Source organism: Catalinimonas alkaloidigena (assembly GCF_029504655.1).
GTDB lineage: Bacteria > Bacteroidota > Bacteroidia > Cytophagales > Cyclobacteriaceae > Catalinimonas > Catalinimonas alkaloidigena.
In genome coordinates, this window is sequence record NZ_JAQFIL010000001.1 from 1388949 (window position 1) to 1405316 (window position 16368).

14 protein-coding genes are annotated in these 16368 nt (G+C 43.3%); 9 read left to right on the forward strand and 5 right to left on the reverse strand.

Annotated features, from left to right (window positions below; translation table 11 throughout):
• Positions 1-44 precede the first annotated feature (44 nt).
• Positions 45-677 (reverse strand): phosphoribosylanthranilate isomerase, encoded by a 633-nt coding sequence (gene trpF, locus OKW21_RS05850; protein ID WP_277478205.1) that lies wholly within the window; start codon positions 675-677, stop codon positions 45-47.
• 117 nt (positions 678-794) lie between these two features.
• On the opposite strand from trpF, the gene OKW21_RS05855 reads away from it, so the two are divergent.
• The 6 genes from OKW21_RS05855 (at position 795) to OKW21_RS05880 (ending at position 7140) form a co-directional block, all read left to right on the forward strand.
• Positions 795-1112: a thioredoxin family protein gene (locus OKW21_RS05855; protein WP_277478207.1), complete on the forward strand. Its 318-nt coding sequence runs from the start codon at positions 795-797 to the stop codon at positions 1110-1112.
• A gap of 19 nt (positions 1113-1131) precedes the next feature.
• Positions 1132-1374, forward strand: a complete 243-nt coding sequence (locus OKW21_RS05860; protein WP_277478209.1) for a DUF6952 family protein — start codon at positions 1132-1134, stop codon at positions 1372-1374.
• A 150-nt stretch (positions 1375-1524) separates the two neighbouring features.
• On the forward strand, positions 1525-2253 hold the full coding sequence (locus OKW21_RS05865) for a hypothetical protein (RefSeq protein WP_277478211.1): 729 nt from the start codon (positions 1525-1527) through the stop codon (positions 2251-2253).
• Positions 2254-2329: 76 nt separating this feature from the next.
• Entirely contained in the window at positions 2330-3940 is a 1611-nt protein-coding gene (locus OKW21_RS05870; protein ID WP_277478213.1) for a S8 family serine peptidase, read from the forward strand.
• Positions 3941-4067: 127 nt separating this feature from the next.
• The gene (gene rpe / locus OKW21_RS05875) at positions 4068-4742 is read left to right on the forward strand and encodes a ribulose-phosphate 3-epimerase (RefSeq protein ID WP_277478214.1); all 675 of its coding nucleotides are present in this window, start codon (positions 4068-4070) and stop codon (positions 4740-4742) included.
• 7 nt (positions 4743-4749) lie between these two features.
• Entirely contained in the window at positions 4750-7140 is a 2391-nt protein-coding gene (locus OKW21_RS05880) for a TonB-dependent receptor (RefSeq protein ID WP_277478216.1), read from the forward strand.
• A 4-nt stretch (positions 7141-7144) separates the two neighbouring features.
• Here the strand turns inward: OKW21_RS05880 and OKW21_RS05885 are convergent, their stop codons facing one another.
• Positions 7145-7546, reverse strand: coding sequence for a hypothetical protein (locus OKW21_RS05885; protein WP_277478217.1), 402 nt, complete (start codon positions 7544-7546; stop codon positions 7145-7147).
• A 252-nt stretch (positions 7547-7798) separates the two neighbouring features.
• On the opposite strand from OKW21_RS05885, the gene OKW21_RS05890 reads away from it, so the two are divergent.
• Complete coding sequence (locus OKW21_RS05890; protein WP_277478219.1) at positions 7799-8386, forward strand: penicillin-binding protein activator LpoB; 588 nt, start codon at positions 7799-7801, stop codon at positions 8384-8386.
• 51 nt (positions 8387-8437) lie between these two features.
• Complete coding sequence (locus tag OKW21_RS05895; RefSeq protein ID WP_277478221.1) at positions 8438-9865, forward strand: COG3014 family protein; 1428 nt, start codon at positions 8438-8440, stop codon at positions 9863-9865.
• Positions 9866-9875: 10 nt separating this feature from the next.
• On the opposite strand, the gene OKW21_RS05900 is transcribed toward OKW21_RS05895, so the two are convergent.
• From OKW21_RS05900 to OKW21_RS05910, 3 genes are all read right to left on the reverse strand, one after another.
• The gene (locus OKW21_RS05900) at positions 9876-10304 is read right to left on the reverse strand and encodes a hypothetical protein (RefSeq protein WP_277478223.1); all 429 of its coding nucleotides are present in this window, start codon (positions 10302-10304) and stop codon (positions 9876-9878) included.
• Positions 10305-10329: 25 nt separating this feature from the next.
• A complete protein-coding gene (locus OKW21_RS05905) occupies positions 10330-11778 on the reverse strand; it encodes a DUF1501 domain-containing protein (RefSeq protein WP_277478224.1) in 1449 nt (482 codons plus the stop codon).
• A gap of 82 nt (positions 11779-11860) precedes the next feature.
• Positions 11861-15064 carry a DUF1553 domain-containing protein gene (locus OKW21_RS05910; RefSeq protein WP_277478226.1) on the reverse strand — a complete coding sequence of 1068 codons (3204 nt, stop codon included), beginning with the start codon at positions 15062-15064 and terminating at the stop codon, positions 11861-11863.
• A gap of 137 nt (positions 15065-15201) precedes the next feature.
• Between OKW21_RS05910 and OKW21_RS05915 the strand changes: the two genes are divergently transcribed.
• Positions 15202-16308 carry an ISAs1 family transposase gene (locus OKW21_RS05915; RefSeq protein WP_277478228.1) on the forward strand — a complete coding sequence of 369 codons (1107 nt, stop codon included), beginning with the start codon at positions 15202-15204 and terminating at the stop codon, positions 16306-16308.
• The last annotated feature ends 60 nt before the right edge of the window (positions 16309-16368 follow it).

A 16368-nucleotide genomic window follows, 5' to 3' on the forward strand; every position in this document is an offset into this window, starting at 1 on the left:
CAAAAGGATGGCAATTCTGATCCTCCCTTAACAGCTAGCTTTGGTCATTCCTCAAGATCATCCACCTCAATAGTTTCCAGAATATCTGCCAGGTCATCAAAATCCTTGTAACCGGGTTTGATTTCGTCTCCTCCTTTCAGGGCTATTCCTTTGAGAGGGTGATTTTCAATGGTTTCCAGCACATTTTCCTGACTGAGTCCAAAGCCCAGCAGGATGGGATATTTACCAGCAAGCTTCAATACTTTTTCTAAGGCTTGGGGATCCGGATTTTCCTCTGAGTTTTCAAGGAGGAAATAAGTAACATCCGGGGCTGTGTTTTCCAGTAGTTGTTCCAGAGACGCTACCTCCTGGCTTTCCAGGTCAATTTTCAGAATGATAGGTACTTGTAGTAAATTCAAAGAAGGTAAAAACTCAGGCCGCGTAATCTGCAGATAATCCACTTGCGGGTATTGCTGCAGAATCTCTCTGATTTGCTCGGGTTCGCTTTCGTCAAACTCAGCTGCGAAAGCCACACCTGAAATCCATTCGGCAATGGCTGTATACTTGTCAGGACCCATAAAATTTGGATCCTGAGGTTCAAAGCTAAAGCCTAGTATATCTACTATCATCCCAGCGCAATAGCGGGCATCACTCAAATTATTGATTCCACCTATTTTTACGAATGTTTTTAAAGCCATAGTAATTTTATTGATTCAAATAAGAAAAATTCTTAAACAATAAACTTTTTTATATCGTTTCTCGTAACTAGAAAGCAATTTTATATTAGGTAAATTAAAAAAAACAAATCTAACAGAATGGCTGTAGAACTTATAGAAGATTCAGAATTTCAGGAAAAATTGAAGCAGCAGAATAAAGTAATTGTAAAATATTATGCGGACTGGTGCGGTAGCTGTAGGTTATTCAAGCCCAAATACAGGCGTTTGTCTGAAGATCAGCGTTTTGATGATGTGACTTTTCTGGATGTAAATGCAGAAAAGAACCCTGAAGCCAGAAAAGCGGCAGGCGTCACTAATCTGCCTTTTTTCGCAGTTTTTAAAAATGGTGAACTACTGGATTCGGTAGCTTCCAGTAAAGAAGAAGCCGTTGTAGAACTCATTGAAAAGTTAAACTAGAAAAAGCTGATTAAATATTATGAAAATAGCTGTTGTCAAGAAGTTAGTAGAAAATCAATCCCTGGAAGACTTAATATCGGCAGAGGAAGCATTAGTTGAAGAGCAGCCTTTACCCATTGAGGTAAATGGAGAAGATGAAGGAGAGAAACTGACACATATTCTGGCTGCCATCTTTATCCTTGAAAGAATGAAAGACGAAGGCGTTGATTTTAAATCCGCACTTAGAGAATATACCAGAAGAGTTAGAGAATCTATTAGTTGATGTACTGATGGTTCTCATCAAATGCATATAACGGGCTTATGGTCCGTTATTTTTTTGTCTTTTTATCACATTGAGGCGCATTCCCTAAAATATTTGCTGGAATGTCAGGTTACTACTGTAAATTGGCAGCAACAATAATTCAATTTTACATTGCGAGTTTTCAGCCCTATCGTCCTTATTATCATAGCTTTTGTAAGCCTGTCAGCATGCGAGAGCGAGACTATCCCTCCCCAACAAAGCCGTTTGGGCATTGATTATTTTCCTTTGGAAGTAGGTAGATACTCCATTTACAAGGTGGAGGATATAGCATATACCCTGGTAGCTGAACCTGATACACAGCAGTACCTACTCAAAGAAGTTGTGGCTGACTCTTTTCCCGGGCAGGGGGGCGAAACTATCTATAGACTGGAGCGTTTTACCAGTACCACTGATTCAGGTTTCTGGGAACTGGACTCCGTTTGGACCGCCAGGAAAAGTACGCAGCGAATTGTGGTAGTAGAAAATAATGTTCCCCGGATTAAGATTGTCTTTCCAGCTAGCTTTGGACAGCGCTGGGATGCTAATGCGCTGAACAGTCGTGAGGAAACAGCATACGAACTAAGGAACACAAGTCAGACGTTACTAGATGAGGTAGATAGTCCGCTAGACAGTCTGATGTTGGAAAATATGCTTACTGTTGTCCAGGCACAAAGCCAGGATACTATTATTAACAGGATTGAAGCATCGGAAACATATGCGGAAAATCTGGGGCTCTTTTATAAAAAATCGCTTAGATTACATTACTGTGCCAGTGAACCAGAATGTATAGGTTTGGGGATACTGGAATCAGGGCGTATCTACCGACAAACCTTAATTGCTTACGGTCATGAAAATAACTAGACAGCCCGCTCGGACTTCACGCTTGATAAACCATAGCTCACTTGCTCTTCTCAGATTATTTTCAACCCTCCTTATAATGCTATGTTGTGGAAGCTGGGTGCTGGCCCAGGAAAGCCAATATGTAGTGTTCTTTTCTGATAAAGATACCCTTGCCTATGATTTGGATCGCCCTGAAGAATATTTATCCGTTCGTGCGATAGAAAGACGTTACAAGCAGAATATTCCTGTTACATATTCTGATTTTCCGGTAAAAGAGGATTATCTGAAACAGCTAAGAGAGCTGGGAGCTGAGGTATATTACAAAACCCGTTGGTTCAATGGAGCACTCATAGAAGCCACGCCTGAAGAATTAGAGAGCATTCTGGCTGAGAATTTTATTGTGGGTTCCGAACTGGTAAAGCCCAGAGGCAGGGGGGAACGTAGAAAATCAGGCTCATCAACCGGAAAGTCCAGAAGAACAAGAAAGCAGGAAGAACCTCTTGAACAACTGCTCAATATGGAGCAAAACGATATGTTGGGCATAGATGAAATGCATGAAGACGGCTTTAATGGTGAAGGTATGTTAATAGCAGTTTTTGATGGGGGCTTCAGAGGCGTTGATACGGTTGCTTACTTTCAGCACATCTATGAGGATGACCGTATGCTGCCCGGTTATGATTTTGTAGGCAATAGCCCTGATGTCTATCAGTACGGCCAGCATGGTACTGAAGCACTATCCTGCATTGGGGCATATTTGCCGGGTGTGCTGGAAGCAGGTGCATATGGCGCTGACTATATGCTTTGTGTGACAGAAGAGGTAAGTTCAGAATACAGAATTGAGGAATACAATTGGTTATTTGCTGCTGAATATGCCGATAGTACAGGTGCCGACATTATCAGTACATCACTGGGCTATACCACTTTTAATGATTCCGCTATGGATTATAGCTATGAAGACCTGGATGGTCAAAGTGCAGTGATTACCCGTGCAGTGGATGCAGCTACTGACAGAGGGATTATATGTGTAGTAAGTGCTGGAAACGAAGGCTCGGGCAGTTGGCATTATGTATCTCCTCCTGCTGATGCCCAGGACATCCTGGCGGTAGGGGCGGTAAGCCGTACTCGTGATAAAGTATCATTCAGTTCTTATGGACCTTCTGTAGATGGCAGAGTTAAGCCCGATGTATCTGCTTTAGGCTTACAAACGGTGGTTGTTGACGCTTCCGGCAATGTAGTAACTTCTAACGGAACCTCTTTCGCCGCACCTTTGATTGCTGGATTTGTTGCAGGCGTATGGCAGGCTATTCCTCATGCTACCAATGTTGAAATCATAGAAAAGATTCGTTTTTCTGGTGATATGTCCCTCACCCCGAACAATGAAACAGGCTATGGTATTCCTGATTACAATAGGCTGATGGATAATTACCTGACTCCTATAGAGGACATGCCGCAAAAGCATTATTATAAAGTGTATCCCAATCCGGTAGAAGATAGTGATCTGATCATTGAGCCTTCTAATGGAAATTTTGAAGGGACATTGCACATCAATTTATACAGTCCTGAAGGTAAACTTATGCTTGAGAAAAATGTAGATGAATTCAAACGCAATTCACTCACTTTGGACATGGATGGCCTTTCTCAGGGTGTTTACATTATGCATATTTTGTCAGCTTCGGTTTCTGATACGCTTAAAATTGTTAAGTTTTAAATAGCTTTTTCAGTTGCGCTAAGGGCTGTCGTATTGAATATGCATTGTATCATGCGATGGAAAAAATAAGCTATTTTAATTCTATCTCTTATTTATCCGACCTAGCTTTGTAGCAAAGCAAATCATCATGAAAGATACCGCAATAGCTCCTTCTGTATTAGCCGCTGATTTTGCCAACCTTCAGCGAGATATAGAGATGCTGAATGAAAGTGAAGCCGACTGGATTCATGTGGATATCATGGACGGAATCTTTGTGCCGAACATTTCATTCGGCATACCCGTTTGTCAGGCGATACAAAAACACGCGAAGAAACCGCTGGACGTGCATCTGATGATCAAAAGTCCCGATGACTTTCTGGAAGCATTCAAAGATGCCGGAGCAGACCGTCTTACTGTGCATTATGAAACGCTAAGCCATTTGCACCGTACAATAGGCAAGATCAAAGAACTGGGCTGTAAAGCCGGAGTAGCTTTGAATCCTCATACACCGGTAAGTGGGTTAGAAGATATCATACACGAATTAGATCTGGTGCTAATCATGTCGGTAAATCCGGGTTTTGGAGGGCAGCAATTTATTGAACACACCTACAGCAAAATACTAAAGCTAAAAAAATTAGCTGAGGAGACGCAGGCTGACATCTGGATAGAAATAGACGGGGGAGTAACTGATCAGAATGCAAGTGCTTTGGTAAAAGCAGGAGCTAATGCGCTGGTGGCAGGAAGCTTTGTCTTTAAATCTCCTGAACCACTTTCAACTATTTCTGGCTTAAAAAAAATGACTGCCAGCAAGCAAAGAAATTAGCATAGAGATGCGTTTTGCAATTATCTTTTCTTTTTGTCTTTTCCTTCCAATATCACTGATTTTTGCCCAGGAAGCAGTAGTAAAAGGAGTAGTATTGGATTCCACTGCTTTAGGCATTGCTGAGGTTAATATTCAGGTGGTGGGCAGTGGTAAAGGTACGACTAGCGATTCAAGCGGAAATTTTCAGATCAGGCTTTCCCGAGGTACTTACGAGCTTCTTTTTACCCATTTAGAATATCATTCACGTTCCCGGCAGCTCACTGTTTCAGCGAATGATACCCTTGATATGACTGTGATTATGCAGGCACAGATACGTGTTTTGGATGATGTAGAGGTAAGTGGCCAACAGGATGAATCATTAAGAAGAGAAGCAGGTATCATGACGATAGAGCCTAATGCAGCTCAGGTGACGCCTTCGCCTTTTGGTGATTTTACCAAAGTGCTGGCTACTTTACCTGGCGTGGTAAGCAACAATGAGCTTTCCTCTACATATTCTGTTAGAGGAGGTAATTTTGACGAGAATCTGGTATATGTCAATGATATTCCGGTCTACCGCCCTTTTCTGGTAAGTGCCGGTCAGCAGGAAGGACTCAGTTTTATCAATCCTGATCTGGTAGGTGCCGTCACCTTTTCTTCTGGTGGGTGGCAGGCAAAGTACGGAGATAAGTTGTCTTCTAACCTCAATGTTACTTATAAAACCCCTGACAAGACCAGGGCATCGGCAAGCCTGAGCTTGTTGAATGGCGGAGTTCATGTAGAAGGAAGCAGCAAAAATAAAAAAGTACGCTATCTTATCGGAGGACGCTATAAGACTGCTCAGTATCTGCTCAATACGCTGGAGACCAACGGAGAGTATTTACCCCGATTTCTGGATTTGCAGTCATACCTCAGTTTTGACCTGGACGGTGATCCTGATGTGAACAAGACAGAATTGGGCATTTTGGGTGCTATTTCCGATAATCGCTATCTGGTAAGACCGGAAAGTAGAGAGACCACCTTCGGTACTTTGGATGAACCCTTTCGTCTCTTTGTAGGCTATGTGGGGCAGGAAGTGCTTGATTATCGTACTTATCAGCTGGGACTGAAACTGACACATCGTATCAAGGACTGGTGGACGACCAAACTGATTTCTTCTCGCGTATCTACCCGTGAAAGAGAATATTTTGACCTTGAATCTGGCTACCGCCTATGTGACATTGATATTATGCCCGGTTCTCAAAGCTTTAACCGTTGTGCTACTGTTCTCGGCATCGGTAGCAACTATCGTCATGCCCGAAATAAGCTGGAAGCGGAAATCATCAATTTGGAAAACCGCCATGCTATGAGCCTGGGCAGTAGCAATACGCTGGAATTCGGTCTGGGTTATGCTAATGAACGAATTGACGATATCGTAGAACAGTATGCTTTTAGCGACTCTTCCGGTTATTCTAATATTTACCAGAGCATCAACAATTCCTTAGACCTGAACTCCCATCGTTACTTTGCTTTTGTACAGAATACTACCGAGTGGAATGAGGCGCATACTTTCAATTACGGTCTACGGGTCAACTACTGGACAGTAAATCAGCAGTGGCTCTTTAGTCCCAGATTTCAGTACTCTTACAAGCCGATGGGATTAGGGGATGTGGTTTTTCGTTTTGCCGCCGGAATGTATCAGCAACCTCCATTCTACCGCGAGCTTAGAGACAGGCAGGGTGAGTTGCATACTGATGTGCTGGCACAATCCTCAGTACATTTGATTGCAGGAATGGATTACCGCTTCAGCATGTTCGGCAGAGAGTTTGCCTTACTTTCAGAATTCTACTACAAACACCTCAGCGACGTAAATCCCTATGATGTGGATAATGTGCGTATTCGATACTATGCCGATAATAATGCTACAGCTTACGCAACTGGAGCAGATTTCAGGATCAGCGGTGAGTTTATCCCCGGGGCTGAGTCATGGTTCAGCCTGGGCTTCTTACGGACCCGGGAGGATATTGAAGGTGATGGTTTAGGCTACATCCGTCGTCCGGCTGATCAGCTGGTGAATTTTGGGGTTTTTTTTCAGGATCATCTTCCTAACGATCCCAGTACACGGGTATATGTGAGTTTCTTATATGGTTCAGGCCTGCCATTTGGTCCTCCCGAAAGTGTTGCGTACAGAAACTTCCTGGATGGACCTGACTACAAAAGGTTAGACCTGGGCTTCTCAAAACAGTTGAATTTCAGGAAAGAGAAAACAGAGGAGAACAGCTTTTTCCGCTCTCTTTGGCTTGGACTGGAAGTGCTGAATGTACTGGGAGCAGACAATACTATTTCTTTCAGTTGGATAGATGACGTACAGGGAAGGCAGTATGCTGTACCCAACCGGCTCTCAGCCCGCTTTATCAATCTCAAACTGATTGCTCGTTACTAGGCACTCAGGCTAACAGTAGCTTCTGCGTAAACGTATGGAAATCCTGCAAGTGAGTAGGGGTGAGTTTCAGATGAACATGTTTGCCTTTAAGCAGAGCGGCCTGCAGGATCAGCTTCCTGAATGCGATCAGTGAAAGGAGTCTTTTGCTTAATGCCTGATCAATAATCTTGTTTTCTACCAACTTCTCAAATATATAAGGTGGATGATTTTTAGTCTCTTCCTGGGTCTGTAGACTAACAAACTGGTTTCCCAATGCCAGGCAGGCTTTACAGGCTTTATCCAGCAACTGTAGTAAGTAATGATCCGCAAAAGTAGGAGAGTAGTTTTTTTGCGCCAATCTCTGTTCAAGCTTTACAATGGTGTCACGTAAGATAATAGCTCTTTTTGTCAATAAATCTTCACTCATAAGCATCTGCTTTACGGCTATGCAGCTAATAATGGTTTTGGTAGAAAAATAGCATGTAATAAAAATACAAAAATATTAACGTTTTTCATGAAGTGAAGGCTGTTATTGCTATAAAAAATGAGTTTCTGATAATATTCAGTATAAGCTTACCCGGCTACCATAAAAATTCGTATGCGCTTAATAAAGCTTATTTCGGTATCAATTTTGCCAATATTTCGTTACAAATCACCTTATTGAAATTTTCACTGAACCATGCAATCCCATATCAAATCACTTCCATTGTTCATGCTTATCGCATTGCTCAGCTTTGGCTGCGCCAAGACCGTAACCCGGGTAGATACCAACTCCGACATTGACCTGAGCGGTCGCTGGAATGACGCTGACTCCCGTAGGGTAGCTGAAGCGCTTTCTGAAAGTGTAATTCAGAGTGCCTGGAGAGAAAATTTTACCAACTATAATGGCAGAAAGCCGGTGGTAATTGTGGGGCTTATGACCAATAAAAGCCATGAGCATATTGAGGCAGAGACCTTCATCAAAGACATTGAACGAGAAATGATTCGTAGCGGAACTGTGAGAGTGGTACAGAACAGTGTTTTTCGTGAAAAGCTGAGGCAAGAACGTGCCGACCAGCAAGAGTTTGCTTCTCCTGAAACCGCCAAAAGGTGGGGCGCAGAGTTGGGTGCCGACTTCATGATGTTCGGTACGATCAATTCAATTGTAGACTCTGAAGGTAAACGTCAGGTCACTTTTTACCAGGTAGATTTGGAACTGGCTAACCTGGAAACCAACGAAATTGTATGGCTGGATGGCAAAAAGATTAAGAAGTACATCGTCAACTGATACTAGTGTTGAAGTCCAATTCTTGATTTAAACCATTTGAAGTAATGCTTCATGAAACTCTTCTTTAGAGTAAGATATATCTGCTGGCTGAGTATTTTCTTTCTCTGCTTTTCCTGTGCCTCCTATTATCAGATGAACTATAAGTTCAACCGGTTTTTTGAGGAAGGAGAGATAGAAAAGGCGGAGAAAGTATTGGTAAACAGCAAAAAAGCTCCTGAAAGCAAAGCCAAGCTCTTATATTACCTGAACAGAGGACTGGTTTCTTCGCTACAAGCTGAATACGAAGAGAGCAATCAGTTTTTTGAAGAAGCTTATAAGCTGGGCGAAGATTTGCGCAATAATTACTGGAATACGGCTTCCTCTCTGCTGATCAACCCCAACCTTACTTATTATACGGGTGAGGATCATGAGCTTTTGCTGATCCATTACTACAAAGCGCTGAACTTTCTGAGGATGAATGACACGCAGTCCGCTCTGGTAGAATGCAGACGTCTGAATGTCAAACTTCAAAAACTCAGTGATAAGTATAAAGCTAATGTATCAGGCAAAACAGGAAAATACACCCGGGATGCCTTTATTCATAATCTTATGGGCATCATCTACGATGCGGATAAAGATTACAATAATGCATTTATCGCTTATCGGAATGCAGTAGATATTTACCAGCAGGATTACCAAGCTATGTTTGGCATTGAAGCACCTGATCAGCTTAAGCAAGATTTACTTAGAACCGCCTACCTGATGGGTTTTGAGAATGAGTTGAAGCGTTACGAAGATCTGTTTGGAATGAAATATCAACACGAAAAGCAGGAGGGAGGAGAACTGGTGTTTTTCTGGAACAATGGTCTGGGCCCGGTAAAGGATGAGTGGAGTATCAATTTTGCCCTGGTGCGGGGGCAAGGAGGAGTGGTTAACTTCACCAATGATGCCCTGGGATTGACCTTCCCTTTCCAACTGGAAGATGAAAAGGAGTATGAAAAGAAAAATCTCAACAATGTAGAGTTTATAAGGGTAGCTTTTCCAAAATATGTGGAAAGGCCTATGGTTTTTGATCATGCGTATTTGTCATCAGGGCAAGGTAAAAAAGTCATGCTTGAACAGGCTGAAAATATAAATGGCATTGCTTTTCAGACGCTACAGCAGAGAATGTTGAAAGAATTTGGCATCTCTTTATTGAGAGTGGCTATGAAAAAGGCTGCCGAATACAGTGTCCGCAAAGAAAATGAAGATTTGGGTGCAGTGATCAGCCTGGTGAATGCCATTACCGAAAAAGCAGATACCCGCAACTGGCAAACCATTCCCCACAGCATTTACTACGGCAGAGCAAGGCTAGCGGAAGGACAACAAAATATCAGTCTTCACTTACATGGAAATAGAAATGGTCACGTACGTGATCATGATTTTGTAGTAGACATCAAAAGAGGAAACACCACCTTCCAGACCTTCCACTCTCTGGATTCTGATTTTTTGGTGCGATAAATTACAACACTCAATCTATTGCTTTTAGCTTTATAAGCGCTTCAGATGCATGCTGTTCTTCTAAAGCCATCCTAAAGCACTGGTGATATGCTAATTTGTTTGCCTGTACGTTCATGAATGCAAAAACAAGATAAGAACTGGCTTTCATAAAAGCTCCCCCACAATCTGAAGCTTCAACAATTAGCTTAATGGTGTCTGAGTTTTCTCCCTTAAATAATTCTTTTGTTTTGAATTCAATTATGTAGCCCCATTTCAAACTATGATTTGTTTTCACTGTATACTCGTAATCCTCTATGGATATAACTCTTCCTAAAAATACAGTGGAAGATTTAGCAAATGATTCTTCCAATGAAGGTTCTTCTCCATCGCAATCACATGCAGAAGAAAAAGTTGCGAATGCAAAAAGACTCAAAGCAGTCAGAATAAGCTTTGTTTTCATGGTTTTCTATTACACCATAAAACCATCAAGCAATAATATCATTCACTACCTTGCCATGCACATCGGTCAGGCGGAACCTTCTGCCCTGATGTTTGAAAGTCAGCTTTTCGTGATCTACGCCCATGAGATGCATTAAAGTCGCCTGAAAATCGTGCACATGTACCGGGTTTTTGGCAATGTTGTAACCGAACTCGCAAGTCTCTCCATAAGTAAAGCCTTTTTTCACACCTCCACCGGCCATCCAGATAGAGAAGCAACGAGGATGGTGGTCACGGCCATAATTGGTTTCTGTCAGTCTACCCTGAGAGTAATTGGTACGTCCGAATTCTCCACCCCAGATCACGAGTGTATCTTCAAGAAGGCCTCTTTGTTTCAGATCCATTACCAGTGCGGCAGATGCCTGATCGGTGCTTTTAGCCTGTATTTTGATATCATTGGGCAGGTTTCCGTGCTGGTCCCAGCCCTGATGGTAAAGTTGTACAAACTTCACATCTCTTTCTATCAGTCGTCGGGCCAGCAGACAGTTGGCAGAGTAGGTGCCGGGAATACGGGATTCGGGCCCATACATATCGTAGATATAATCCGGTTCTTTGGAGATGTCCATCGTTTCAGGCACTGAGGTCTGCATTCGGTAAGCCATTTCATACTGCGCAATGCGGGAAGATATCTCCGGATCTTTTACTTTTTCGTACTGAATCTGATGTAGTTCTTTCAGATAATCCAGCATTCTTCTTCGGCTGTTCTTTTTCAATCCGGGCGGATCATTGAGATACAGCACCGGATCTTTGCCGGAGCGGAACTGTACTCCCTGATGTAATGAAGGTAAAAATCCGCTACCCCAAAGCTTGGCATACAAAGGCTGTCCTCCTTCACGTCCGCGCGAGAGTAATACGCAGAAAGATGGTAAATTATTGTTATCACTGCCCAGCCCCCAGCTCACCCAGGAACCTATAGACGGCCGGCCGTTCTGTTGCGAGCCGGTCTGGAAGAAAGTAATGGCAGGATCATGGTTGATCGCTTCGGTATACATGGTTTTTACGAAGCAAAGCTCATCTACCACCTGAGCTGTATGAGGCATCAATTCACTGACCCAGGCTCCGCTCTGACCATGCTGCTGGAAGTCAAAAACAGAACCAGCCATAGGAAATGATTTCTGGTGAGAAGTCATCCCCGTAAGGCGTTGGTTACCCCTTACAGAGTCAGGTAGCTCCTCGCCTCTTCTTTTCTGGAGCAGAGGTTTGTAGTCAAACAGTTCCATTTGAGAAGGCCCCCCACTTTGAAAGAGGTAAATTACTCTTTTGGCTTTGGGAGCAAAATGCAACTTATCAAGCATGCCGCCGCCATCGGAAGCTATGCCTGCCATGCTTTTAGCCGGATTTAGCAGAGAAGCCAAAGCTACGCCTCCTAAACCTAAGGTTGACCTGGTTAAAAAATCCCTTCTTGAAACAATGTCCTGATGACAATAGTCACTCATGTTTTGTTGGTTAAATGTTTGCAGTTTCAGGTTAAAAGTTCGTTTTCTAAACTTCTAGCTTTCAACATGTAACTATTAGCAATTATCTTTTAAAAATGGCTTCGTCGTAGTTTACCAGTGTGTTGGCTACTACGGTAAGCGCTGCCAGCTCCGGGCTTTCCAGCTGTGGATCAGGGGGGTGCTCGCCCACTTGCAAAAGGCTGTCAGCACTGGTAGGGTCACTTTTAAAGGTCGCCAGTTCTTCTTCGTACAATCTTTTCAGTAGATCAAGCTCACGAGCATCGGGCATACGGCTGGTCAATGCCTGAAAGCCATAAGACAGTTTTTCTTCTGTGGCTTCACCCCCTTTTTTGATCATACGTTCGGCCAGCAAACGGGAGGCTTCAACATATTGCGGGTCGTTCAGGAGAACAAGCGCCTGTAGTGGCGTACTGGTTTTTTGCCTTTTGACAACACACAGATACTTTTCAGAAGCATCAAAACTGATCATAGAAGGTGGAGGAGAACTCCTTTTCCAAATCGTATATAATCCGCGCCGGTATAAGTTTTGACCAGAATCCTGCACATATTCGGTCACATTACGGGTAGCCAGCTCTTTCCAAAGTCCTTTGGGCTGGTAGGGCTTTACACTTGGCCCACCAATGCTATCAGCCATTAATCCGCTGACGGCCAATGCATTGTCGCGTATCATTTCAGCAGGCATACGGTAGCTGGGGCCTCTGGCCAGCCATAGATTCGCAGGGTCCTGCTTCATTTTCTCTTCCTCAGCTACAGATGACTGCTGGTAAGCGGCAGACATGACCATCAATTTAAGTAATGCCTTTACGTCCCAGCCCGACTCACGAAATTCTACTGCCAGCCAGTCCAGCAGTTCCGGGTGGGAAGGTAATTCGCCCTGATTACCATAGTCGTCGGAAGTGTTTACCAAACCTCTTCCAAAAAGCATTTGCCAGTAGCGATTTACAACTACCCGCGCTGTAAGGGGATGATCTTCATGGGTAAGCCATTTGGCCAGGCCAAGCCTGTTTTTCGGCAGGTCCTCGGGCATTGGCATGATGAAGTCAGGTAAGCCGGGCGTAACTTCTTCAGTACGCGCATCATAAGCCCCCCTGTCCAGAATATAAGACTTGCGCTTATGCCTGCGCTCTTTCATCACCATAACCTCGGGCTGATCGGTCATGATGCTATTTTCATTTTCTCTCACCTTAGTAAGGGTCGCACGCTGCTTCTGATATTCCTGGTTAAAGTTTTCAAGGTAGTAATCCATCAGATAATCCTGCTGATCGGTAGCCATAAAAGGCTTCAAATTTGTAGATTCATCATACAGATTGCTGACTTCCGGAGCACTTAGCTTGGAGTCAAAAACCATAAACTCATCAACAATAGCACCATCCAGAGATTCTTCAAAGCGCTTTCCGATACGCAGATTTGCAAATCCTCCCCAAGTGTCTCGCTCTTTGCCATAGCGGAGGATACTTTGTTTCAGATCATCAGTAGCGACTGTCAGCGGAAGATCCTGACCGTTGGCATAAACTTTCACTCCACTGGCCTGGCTTGAACCATCATAGGTAAGCACGAGATGATGCCACTCATCAGGAGTTAGTTTATGTCGGGTGTGCACTTCGATTCCATTGGCGGGATAGGTGTGATTAAGGCTGGCAGAGATTGTCCCATCTTCCCTAAGTATAAAATCATAGCCCCGGTTACCATTGAATAAACCTCCTGACCTGGAAAAAATAGGGCCTTCCAGGCTATCTTTTAGTGGTTTGAACCAGATACTGATAGAAAAAGGCTCATGCCGGTCAAAGAAGCCTATTTCTTCTCCCATATCTACATAACTGTCACCCACTAATTTTAAACCTTGACCAAATTTTGCTTCTACAATTTCAGGTTCCTGGTCCTTCTGATTGACCTCCATATAGGCAGGCTCATTCTGATTGGCGAGATTTCGAAACTTATCATTCACCGGTTTATCCAAAGGGTAATGGCCTATTGCTTTGCGGACTTGTATTTCAGGCTTCTCCGGTAAAGCAGCGCGCCACTTCTCAAACTCATGTTTATACGCCTGGTTTTCTGGAGAAACATGCTTTTCCAGTTCAGTAATTTTTTCCTCAATAAAAGCCAGCTGTTTTTTCGCTTCCTCGTTGGTAAGGATGAGGGTAGGGCTTGCTTCTCCCATATAGGGAATTTGGCCGGCTTCATTAATGTTGTTGAAGAAGGCGAACATTTCATAGTAGTCCTTTTGCGTGATGGGATCATACTTATGGTCGTGACAGCGGGCACACTCATAGGTGAGTCCCAGAAAGGCTTTGCCTAAAGTGTTGGTTCGGTCGGCCACGTATTCCACACGGTACTCTTCGTCTACGATACCGCCCTCCTGGCTTTGCAGATGGTTACGATTAAATCCGGTGGCCAGGATCTGTTCATGAGTGGGGTTGGGAAGCAGGTCACCGGCAAGCTGCCAGGTGATAAACTCATCATATGGCAGATTTTTGTTAAATGCCTGGATCACCCAGTCGCGCCAGGGCCACATATTGCGCATGCCATCATCCTGATAACCGTGGCTGTCGGCATAGCGGGCTACATCCAGCCACTCGGAAGCCATGCGCTCTCCGTAATGCTCAGAGTCCAGCAGCCTGTCAACCGTCTGCTCATATGCCAGAGGTGAATTATTGTTAAGAAAGCTTTCCAGCTCTTCTACCGTGGGGGGCAGGCCGGTAAGGTCGAAGCTTAACCTTCTGAGCAGAGTTGACTTCTTAGCTCTTGCAGCAGCTTGCCACTGCTTATTTTCCATTTTGGCCAGTACGAACTGATCTATTTCATTCTTCGGCCAATCTGTATTCTGTACTTCAGGCACTGCTGATTTTTCCGGTTTGATAAACGACCAGTGAGGCTCATATTCAGCCCCTTCTTCTATCCATTGCCTGATAAGTTCAACTTCCTCTGCCGTGATTTTTAGATTTGACTCAGGAGGGGGCATCATGGTTTCCGGATCGGTCGAGCTGATCCTACGGTACATTTCACTGTCTTCAGCATCACCGGCAACGATAGCATAATGTCCGGGTTTTTCAGCTAATGCAGCAAAAGCTCCTTCAGGGGTATCCAGTCTCAGTTCTGCTTCTCTTTTATTAGCATCCGGGCCATGACAGGCAAAGCAGCGGTCAGAGAGTATAGGTTTGATATCATAATTAAAGCTGATCCCATTTTTGTTTTGATGCCCCTTTTCTTTGTCGTATTGGCAGGCAGCGAAACAAAGAGGACATAGGAGAATAGTAATAAATCTCAAAAATGAATACATGCTGAATAATAAAAATTTCGAATTCTAAGCAGAAAAATACTGATTATTATTACCAATTTCTAACGTTTTAACAGGTTAAACGCATTAAAAGTACAAGAATAACATGTAAAGCGTAGCTTTGCCGGATGAATTGGCAAAAGTTTTTTGATAGTGTGCCTGATTTCAGGATAAATCGGCGTAAGAAGCACCAATTGGTGGATATTTTAGTGATAGCCTTATGTGCTATTGTAAGCGGGGCTGACGATTTTGAAGAGATTGAGGCTTATGGGAAACGTAAGGAGTCATTCTTAAAGGGGTTTTTAGATTTACCCAATGGTATTCCATCTCATGACACTTTTAATCGGGTGTTCAAATACATGGACAAAAATGCCTTTGGTGAATGTTTGTATAGTTGGTCTAAAGAATTGTTGAGGTTTATTTACAGTCATATCACCCAAATAAATGTGGATGGTAAAGTGCTCCGAGGTACGGCCAAGGCAGGGTTCAAGAAAAGTGGCATCTGTATTATTAGTGCTTGGGTGGCTGAACAGCATCTGGTTCTAGGACAAGAGAAGGTAGATACTAAAAGTAATGAAAAAATGGCTATTCCCGAACTGTTGAAGTCCTTAGCTCTGGAAGGCTGTTTAGTGAGTAGTGATGCGGCAGGCTGTCAAGTAAAGAATGCCGACCTGATTGTTGAAAAGGGTGGAGATTATTTGATAGCCATCAAAAAAGATCATAAGCATATTTATGAGCAGATCACAGATTGGATGGATAGAAGAAAGATATATTTGCCAGTGGATGAGTGGGTAGATTTTGGCAGTGGCAGGATAGAGCGCAGAAACTGCTATGTTGAATCTAACCTTAAATTACTTGATGACTTGTCAGCATGGAAGCACCTAAAGTCAATCGTAATGATAGAAGCCCACAGAGAAAAAAATGGCAAAACGACCTTAGAGAAACGTTTCTATTTGAGTAGCCTGAAAGCCTCTACTAAAGAGTTTAACCAATTAGTCAGAAATCACTGGAGTATCGAAAACCAGCTTCATTGGAAGTTAGATGTTATCTTCCGAGAGGACAGTAGCAGAACTAAATCGGGGAATGCGGCCGAAAATTTAACTACCGCCCGTAAGCTAGCCTTGCAACTTCTCCATCAGATCAAAGATAAAGAAAGTATTAAGAACAGAAGGAAAATAGCAGGGTGGGATGACCATTACCTAATTCGAATCCTCCAGAGATTAAATCAAAATTAAATGCGTTTAACCTGACGTTTTAACATCAATATTAATTCATTGACAGGATAAGCACCCCTA

Bases quoted from the DNA above. Each gene is read 5' to 3' on its own strand.
- OKW21_RS05905 (WP_277478224.1), bottom strand. From the start codon at position 11,778: ATGAGTGACTATTGTCATCAGGACATTGTTTCAAGAAGGGATTTTTTA.
- OKW21_RS05855 (WP_277478207.1), top strand. From the start codon at position 795: ATGGCTGTAGAACTTATAGAAGATTCAGAATTTCAGGAAAAATTGAAG.
- OKW21_RS05860 (WP_277478209.1), top strand. From the start codon at position 1,132: ATGAAAATAGCTGTTGTCAAGAAGTTAGTAGAAAATCAATCCCTGGAA.
- OKW21_RS05880 (WP_277478216.1), top strand. From the start codon at position 4,750: ATGCGTTTTGCAATTATCTTTTCTTTTTGTCTTTTCCTTCCAATATCA.
- OKW21_RS05895 (WP_277478221.1), top strand. From the start codon at position 8,438: ATGAAACTCTTCTTTAGAGTAAGATATATCTGCTGGCTGAGTATTTTC.
- rpe (WP_277478214.1), top strand. From the start codon at position 4,068: ATGAAAGATACCGCAATAGCTCCTTCTGTATTAGCCGCTGATTTTGCC.
- OKW21_RS05870 (WP_277478213.1), top strand. From the start codon at position 2,330: ATGCTATGTTGTGGAAGCTGGGTGCTGGCCCAGGAAAGCCAATATGTA.
- OKW21_RS05885 (WP_277478217.1), bottom strand. From the start codon at position 7,546: ATGAGTGAAGATTTATTGACAAAAAGAGCTATTATCTTACGTGACACC.
- OKW21_RS05900 (WP_277478223.1), bottom strand. From the start codon at position 10,304: ATGAAAACAAAGCTTATTCTGACTGCTTTGAGTCTTTTTGCATTCGCA.
- OKW21_RS05890 (WP_277478219.1), top strand. From the start codon at position 7,799: ATGCAATCCCATATCAAATCACTTCCATTGTTCATGCTTATCGCATTG.
- trpF (WP_277478205.1), bottom strand. From the start codon at position 677: ATGGCTTTAAAAACATTCGTAAAAATAGGTGGAATCAATAATTTGAGT.
- OKW21_RS05915 (WP_277478228.1), top strand. From the start codon at position 15,202: ATGAATTGGCAAAAGTTTTTTGATAGTGTGCCTGATTTCAGGATAAAT.